Genomic DNA, 7,501 nt, shown 5'->3' with positions numbered 1-7,501 from the left:
TTGTTTATAGACGTAGGAAAAGAAGGAGGGAGGATAACAACCGAACTGATGCACTCGTTTATAAATAAAGAACTTTACTCTTCCGGATAAACAACATCCCCTGTCAATCATTTTATCAGCTTTATTCGGAATGTTTCTGGTTAAAAGAAGCTGTGTGGGACAGAACCCTAATGGCGAAAGTCAAGGAGGCTATGAGAAAAGCCTCCCTGTTATTAGTGATAAATGAAATATTATACTCTGCTGTCAGCTCCCCACATCATTTTAGTGCGAAGAGTGTCGAAAAAGATGTGATTAAAGCGTTTTACTACTTTAATGCTATAGTCAGCTCTCCGGATTGTGAGGCGGGTTGTTTCCTTACAGGTTTCGCTACTGCCGTCAATTGCAACCAGGAAATTGTGGCTACGACTTTCTACATCTAAAGTGATTTCCCAGTCATCACAGATCACTATAGGCCTTACGTTTAAACTGTGTGGAGCAACCGGAGTAATTGCGATGGTTTTGGAGTGGGGAACAATGATAGGACCACCTACGCTTAATGAATATGCAGTGGAACCTGTTGGAGTGGCGATAATGAGCCCGTCAGCCTGGTAAGTCGTGAGGTGTGCTCCGTTAATAGCAGTACGGATACTGATCATGGATGAACTGTCCCGCTTTAATACGGCTATTTCATTGAGCGCATAAGGTGAATCTTGCAAATGTTTGTCGTCACAAAGCAATTGGAGTACACTCCGTTCTTCAACTGTATAATGGTTCTGGTAGATTTCTTCAATCGTTTCTTCCATTTCTTCCGGGGATACATCTGCTAAGAACCCTAATCGTCCGGTATTGATACCCAAAATAGGGATTCCTTTGTTACCTACCCGTCGTGCCGCTTTTAGAAAAGTACCATCTCCGCCGATACTGATCACCATGTCTGCATCAAAATAGTCTTCATCGAACAAATTATCCGCCTTGACGTTCAGTTTTAAGTCGGATTTCAGGAAACGATGAAATTCTCTGCATACACAGATTTCTGCTCCATGTTTTTCGAGCAAATTGAACAAAGTAGCAGCATGTGAAGACTTCTTGGCTTGGTATGTATTTCCGAAAATGGCAAATTTCATGTTGATAAAAGTTTCTAGTGTGTCGCAAATTTGGGATTTTTTTTCGGTATTGCTGTTATCTTATCGCTAATATTTGTACTTTTGCGCAAAACATATGGGTAAAAGGTCCGTATTATATTAAGACATAGAACTATGACTAAATTAAGTGTGAACATAAACAAAGTGGCTACCCTTCGGAATGCCCGTGGGGGAAATGTTCCGAACGTGGTTAAGGTGGCGTTGGATTGTGAGAGTTTCGGTGCTGACGGCATAACGGTTCACCCACGTCCGGATGAACGTCATATCCGTCGTTCGGATGTGTATGATTTGCGTCCGTTGCTTCGGACTGAATTTAATATTGAAGGATATCCTTCTCCGGAGTTTATTGATTTGGTGTTGAAGGTGAAACCTCATCAGGTGACTTTAGTGCCGGACGATCCTTCTCAGATAACTTCTAATTCAGGATGGGATACAAAGGCTAATTTTGATTTTCTGACGGAAGTTTTGGACGAGTTTAACGGGGCAGGTATCCGTACATCTGTATTTGTGGCAGCCGATGCGGAAATGATTGAGTATGCGGCAAAAGCAGGTGCCGACCGTGTAGAGCTATATACCGAACCTTATGCTACTGCTTATCCCAAAGATCCGGCAGCGGCTGTTGCTCCTTTTGTTGAAGCTGCTAAAGTGGCCCGCCGGTTGGGAATTGGTCTGAACGCCGGTCACGACTTGAGTTTATTGAATCTGAATTACTTTTATAAAAACATACCCTGGCTGGACGAGGTCTCTATCGGTCATGCTTTAATAAGTGATGCGCTGTATCTGGGATTGGAACGTACCATTCAGGAATATAAAAACTGTCTTCGCTAATGAATGCAATGCTACTATTAGCCCAAGTGGCTACCAACCTGGTTGATTCCGTTGCATCGGCCAACCCTGTACTGACTCCTGTATCTGCTCCGGCTGAAATGAATATGCTTGATATGGCTATTAAGGGTGGATGGATTATGATTGTTTTGGGAGTACTGTCTGTAGTTTGTTTCTACATCCTGTTTGAACGTAACTATGTGATCCGAAAAGCCGGTAAGGAAGATCCGATGTTTATGGAGAAGATCAAAGACTATATCCATAGTGGTGAGATTAAGTCGGCAATTAATTATTGCCGAACGATGAATACCCCTTCCGCCCGTATGATCGAAAAAGGGATTAGCCGTCTGGGACGTCCGGTGAATGACGTACAGGTTGCTATTGAGAATGTGGGAAATATTGAGGTGGCTAAGTTGGAAAAAGGCCTGACTGTGATGGCTACTATTTCAGGTGGTGCTCCGATGCTCGGTTTCCTGGGTACAGTAACCGGTATGGTGCGGGCTTTTTATGAAATGGCAAATGCCGGAAGCGGTAATATTGATATCACACTGCTTTCAGGAGGTATTTATGAAGCTATGATTACTACCGTAGGTGGTCTGATTGTCGGTATTATTGCTATGTTTGCTTACAACTATCTGGTGATGCTGGTAGACAGAGTGGTTAATAAGATGGAGTCCAGAACCATGGAATTTATGGACCTGCTTAATGAACCTGCACAGAAATAAGGTGCTGAGATAAAATAGAGTGCGTAGCCAATTGGCACATTGACATATTGGCATATTGAAGAATTATTTTATGGCATTAAAGCGTCGAGCAAAAATATCACCCAACTTTAGTATGGCATCTATGACGGACGTCATATTCCTGTTGCTTATCTTTTTTATGATAACTTCAACTGTTGTGTCGCCCAATGCGATTAAAGTGTTATTGCCACAGGGCAAACAGCAAACTTCGGCTAAACCGTTGACAAGAGTTATCATTGATAAGGACTTGAACTATTATGCAGCGTTCGGTAATGAAAAAGAGCATGCTTTAGGCTTGGAGGAATTGACTCCATTCCTGCAAAGCTGTGCGGATAAAGAACCTGAGATGTATGTTGCTCTCTATGCGGATGAAACTGTACCTTACCGTGAGATCGTTAAGGTGCTGAATATCGCGAATGAGAATCATTTTAAAATGGTGCTGGCTACCCGCCCGCCGGAAACAAGGAAGAAATGAACATAAAAAGAAAGAGTGAATATATAGGGGCGTTGGGTGCATTGTTGGTGCATGTGGCTATTATTGCTCTTTTGATTCTGGTAAGTTTTGCTGTTCCACGTCCGGACGAAGAAGCCGGCGGTGTACCGGTGATGATGGGAAATGTGGATGCGGCTTATGGAAATTATGATCCCTCCACTATGGTGGACGTGGAAGTAATGCCTGAAGAAGTGCCGGCTCTGCAACCCGTACCCGAAGTGGAAGCCGAACAGGAAATGATTACGCAGACCGAAGAAGAAACGGTTGCTATAAAACCCAAGGTCGAGCCTAAGAAGGAGAAGCCGAAAGTAGAGAAGAAGCCTGAAAAAACAGCCGAAGAAAAGGCTGCCGAAGCTAAAAAACTTGCTGAAGAAAGGGCAGAACGTGAGCGCAAGGCCGCTGCAGAAGCTGCCAGTAAACGAGTAGCCGGTGCCTTTGGTAAAGGCTCGCAGATGGGGGGAAGCAAAGGTAGTGCTACTTCGGGTGAAGGAGTAGAAGGAAGTAAAGATGGCAATTCGTCGACCGGAGCAAAGTCCGGAGTCGGGGGATATGGAACATTTAATCTTGGCGGACGTTCTATAGGAGAGGGAGGTTTGCCCCGTCCCGTATACAACGTTCAGGAAGAGGGGCGAGTAGTTGTTTCTATTACCGTGAATCCAGCTGGTCATGTGATTGCTACCAGTATCAACCGATTGACTAACACGGTAAATTCGACTTTGCGTAAAGCTGCTGAAGATGCGGCTAAAAAAGCACGTTTTAATGCCGTAAACGGAGTGAACAACCAGACAGGAACGATTACTTATTATTTTAATTTGAAATAATTAATGCTTAAAGTACCGTGTTTTTAGAAAGGTGGGCTTTGAGTTTATAACATCTAAATGATATAGATTATGGGAACAGTTTATGCATTTTTCGCAGACGGATTTGAAGAAATTGAAGCGCTTACTACAATTGATACATTGAGACGCGCTGGTTTAGATGTAGAAATTGTATCTGTTACGCCAGACGAGATTGTAGTCGGTGCGCATGATGTATCTGTGCTTTGCGATAAGAATTTTGAGAATTGTGATTTCTTTGATGCTGAGTTGCTGTTTTTGCCGGGAGGAATGCCGGGTGCTGCCACTCTGGACAAACATGAAGGGTTGCGTAAGTTAATTCTTAGCTTTGCGGAGAAAAACAAGCCTATTGCCGCTATTTGTGCCGCCCCGATGGTACTTGGAAAACTGGGACTTCTGAGAGGTCGCAGAGTAACCTGTTATCCCAGCTTCGAACAGTACCTGGAAGGTGCGGAGTGTACTAACGAGCCGGTTGTCAGAGATGGTAACATCATTACCGGTATGGGACCGGGTGCTGCGATGGAATTTGCATTGACTATTGTAGATACATTGTTAGGCAAGGAAAAAGTAAACGAGCTGGTAGAGGCCATGTGCGTAAGACGTTAAGCCTATGTATCGGACTGCTTTGATTGTAGCCGGGGGGAAGGGACTCCGCATGGGAAGTGAACTTCCCAAACAGTTTCTTCCCATTGGCGGAAAGCCTGTATTGATGCATACGTTGGAAGCTTTTCATCGATTCGATAAGAGAATGCAGCTTATTCTCGTATTGCCCCGGGAACAGCAGGGGTTTTGGCGGGAACTGTGTGAAACGCATGGATTTAACATCAGGCATGAAATTGCCGATGGAGGTGAAACCCGTTTCCACTCGGTTAAAAACGGATTGGCTTTGATAAACGGTATCGGTGGTATGGTGGGGGTGCATGACGGTGTTCGTCCTTTCGTATCGCAGGAAGTGATTGCCCGTTGTTTCCGGGAAGCTGCTGTGCGAAAAGCCGTAATTCCTGTCATCGATGTTGTAGAAACCGTGCGCCATCTCACAGGATCAGGCAGTGAGACTGTAAACCGTAATGATTATAAACTGGTTCAAACTCCCCAGGTATTCGATGCCGATTTACTGAGAAGAGCTTATGAACAAGAGTTTACTCCCTTTTTTACTGATGATGCCTCCGTGGTAGAGGCTATGGGAGTTCCTGTCCATCTGGTGGAGGGAAATCGTGAAAATATAAAAATAACTACTCCATTTGATTTGAAAGTAGCTTCAGCCTTGTTGTAATGTTCGATTTAGCTACACGAGACATAAAGTACTTATCCGGTGTTGGTCCGCAAAAAGCTGCGGTTCTGAATAAAGAGTTGGAGATTTATTCATTGCATGATCTGCTCTATTATTTTCCTTATAAATATGTAGACCGGAGTCGCATCTATTACATTCATGAAATAGATGGTAATATGCCGTATATACAGTTGAAGGGAAAGATACTTGGCTTTGAAACTTTTGGTGAAGGGCGGCAGAGAAGATTATTAGCACATTTCTCGGATGGTACAGGAGTCGTTGACCTCGTGTGGTTTCAGGGTATAAAGTATGTCACAGGTAAGTATAAACTTCACGAAGAATATATTATCTTTGGTAAGCCGACCGTGTTTAACGGAAGAATTAACGTAGCCCATCCCGATATAGATAATCCCGCTGATTTGAAATTGTCATCAATGGGACTCCAACCTTATTATAATACAACGGAGAAGATGAAACGTAGCTTTCTCAACTCCCATGCCATTGAAAAGATGATGGCAACCATTATCGGACAGATTCAGGAGCCTTTGCCCGAGACACTTTCACCTAAACTGATTGCCGACCATCATCTGATGCCTTTGACGGAAGCTTTACGGAATATTCATTTTCCTTCTAATCCGGAACTGTTGAGGAAGGCGCAATATCGTCTTAAGTTCGAAGAGCTCTTTTATGTACAGCTCAATATTCTGAGATATGCCAAAGACCGGCAACGTAAATACCGCGGTTATGTTTTTGAAACAGTCGGTAAAATCTTCAATACATTTTATTCTAAGAATCTTCCTTTCGAACTGACCGGGGCTCAAAAGCGAGTTTTGAGAGAAATCCGGCAGGACGTCGGTTGCGGAAAGCAAATGAATCGTCTGTTGCAGGGGGATGTGGGAAGTGGGAAAACACTGGTGGCCTTGATGAGTATGCTGATTGCCCTTGATAATGGTTTTCAGGCTTGTATGATGGCGCCTACTGAGATTCTGGCTAACCAACATTACGATACAATCAAAGAGTTGTTGTTTGGAATGGATGTGCGGGTGGAACTCCTGACAGGTTCGGTGAAAGGAAAGAAACGGGAAGCTATCCTTGCGGGACTCCTGACCGGAGATGTACATATATTGATCGGTACCCACGCCGTTATTGAAGATACTGTAAATTTTGCTTCTTTAGGATTGGCCGTAATTGACGAACAACACCGCTTTGGTGTGGCACAGCGTGCCAGACTGTGGAGCAAGAGTATTCAGCCGCCCCATGTATTGGTTATGACTGCTACTCCGATTCCACGTACGTTGGCAATGACACTTTATGGTGATTTGGATGTCTCTGTCATAGATGAATTGCCTCCCGGACGTAAGCCGATCTCTACTATTCACCAGTTTGATAACCGGAGAGAAAGTTTATATCGTTCGGTGCGTAAACAAATTGAAGAAGGACGCCAGATTTATATTGTATACCCCTTGATTAAGGAGAGTGAAAAGATTGATTTGAAAAATCTTGAAGAAGGGTATTTGCATATTTGTGAGGAGTTTCCCGACTGTAAGGTTTGTAAAGTGCATGGCAAAATGAAACCTGCCGAGAAAGATGCGCAGATGCAACTTTTTATTTCGGGTGAAGCGCAGATTATGGTAGCTACCACAGTGATTGAAGTAGGAGTGAATGTGCCTAACGCTTCGGTGATGATTATCGAAAATGCCGAACGCTTCGGACTTTCACAGTTACATCAGTTGCGTGGCCGGGTAGGGCGTGGAGCCGACCAATCATATTGCATTCTGGTCACTACCTATAAGCTGACTGAAGAGACCCGGAAACGTCTGGAAATAATGGTACGCACCAATGACGGATTTGAAATAGCTGAAGCCGATCTTAAACTCCGGGGACCAGGTGACCTGGAAGGTACACAGCAAAGTGGTATTGCTTTCGACTTAAAGATTGCGGATATTGCCCGTGACGGTCAACTCTTGCAATACGTGCGTAATATCGCAGAAGAAATAACGGATGCCGATCCGGGGGGCGTGTTGCCGGAGAATGAAATTCTATGGCGGCAGCTGAAAGCATTGCGCAAGACGAATGTTAACTGGGCTGCCATTAGCTGAAAAACGGTTAAACATGTAGCTTTTTTACATAAACATGTTGCATAACATATTTCTCTTTATTTCCTCTGTTTATGGAGGTTTAGAGAAATATTTCTTTAATTCTGCTATTTATCC

General features: G+C 43.8%; 8 protein-coding genes. 7 read left to right on the top strand and 1 reads right to left on the bottom strand.

Annotated elements, in window-relative coordinates; genetic code table 11:
• Positions 1-230: 230 nt before the first annotated feature.
• Positions 231-1,103 (bottom strand): NAD kinase, encoded by an 873-nt coding sequence (locus tag JZY04_RS19895; RefSeq protein ID WP_005781629.1) that lies wholly within the window; start codon positions 1,101-1,103, stop codon positions 231-233.
• Positions 1,104-1,235: 132 nt separating this feature from the next.
• On the opposite strand from JZY04_RS19895, the gene JZY04_RS19890 reads away from it, so the two are divergent.
• The 7 genes from JZY04_RS19890 (at position 1,236) to recG (ending at position 7,387) form a co-directional block, all read left to right on the top strand.
• Positions 1,236-1,949 carry a pyridoxine 5'-phosphate synthase gene (locus JZY04_RS19890; protein ID WP_005781628.1) on the top strand — a complete coding sequence of 238 codons (714 nt, stop codon included), beginning with the start codon at positions 1,236-1,238 and terminating at the stop codon, positions 1,947-1,949.
• Positions 1,949-2,671 (top strand): MotA/TolQ/ExbB proton channel family protein, encoded by a 723-nt coding sequence (locus JZY04_RS19885; protein WP_122143642.1) that lies wholly within the window; start codon positions 1,949-1,951, stop codon positions 2,669-2,671. Before JZY04_RS19890 ends, JZY04_RS19885 begins: the two co-directional genes overlap by 1 nt.
• Before the next feature lie 70 nt (positions 2,672-2,741).
• Positions 2,742-3,164: a biopolymer transporter ExbD gene (locus tag JZY04_RS19880; RefSeq protein WP_005808668.1), complete on the top strand. Its 423-nt coding sequence runs from the start codon at positions 2,742-2,744 to the stop codon at positions 3,162-3,164.
• The gene (locus tag JZY04_RS19875) at positions 3,161-4,003 is read left to right on the top strand and encodes a cell envelope integrity protein TolA (protein WP_122143641.1); all 843 of its coding nucleotides are present in this window, start codon (positions 3,161-3,163) and stop codon (positions 4,001-4,003) included. Before JZY04_RS19880 ends, JZY04_RS19875 begins: the two co-directional genes overlap by 4 nt.
• Positions 4,004-4,072: 69 nt before the next feature.
• Positions 4,073-4,624, top strand: a complete 552-nt coding sequence (locus tag JZY04_RS19870; protein WP_005808664.1) for a DJ-1 family glyoxalase III — start codon at positions 4,073-4,075, stop codon at positions 4,622-4,624.
• A gap of 4 nt (positions 4,625-4,628) precedes the next feature.
• Positions 4,629-5,291, top strand: coding sequence for a 2-C-methyl-D-erythritol 4-phosphate cytidylyltransferase (locus tag JZY04_RS19865; protein WP_005808662.1), 663 nt, complete (start codon positions 4,629-4,631; stop codon positions 5,289-5,291).
• Positions 5,291-7,387 carry an ATP-dependent DNA helicase RecG gene (gene recG, locus JZY04_RS19860; protein ID WP_122143640.1) on the top strand — a complete coding sequence of 699 codons (2,097 nt, stop codon included), beginning with the start codon at positions 5,291-5,293 and terminating at the stop codon, positions 7,385-7,387. The genes JZY04_RS19865 and recG overlap by 1 nt, the downstream gene beginning before the upstream one ends.
• The last annotated feature ends 114 nt before the right edge of the window (positions 7,388-7,501 follow it).

Source organism: Bacteroides sp. 11BF (assembly GCF_019633765.1).
GTDB lineage: Bacteria > Bacteroidota > Bacteroidia > Bacteroidales > Bacteroidaceae > Bacteroides > Bacteroides hominis.
The sequence above is the reverse complement of the archived record's forward strand: the minus strand, read 5'-3'. Positions and strand labels throughout refer to the sequence as shown.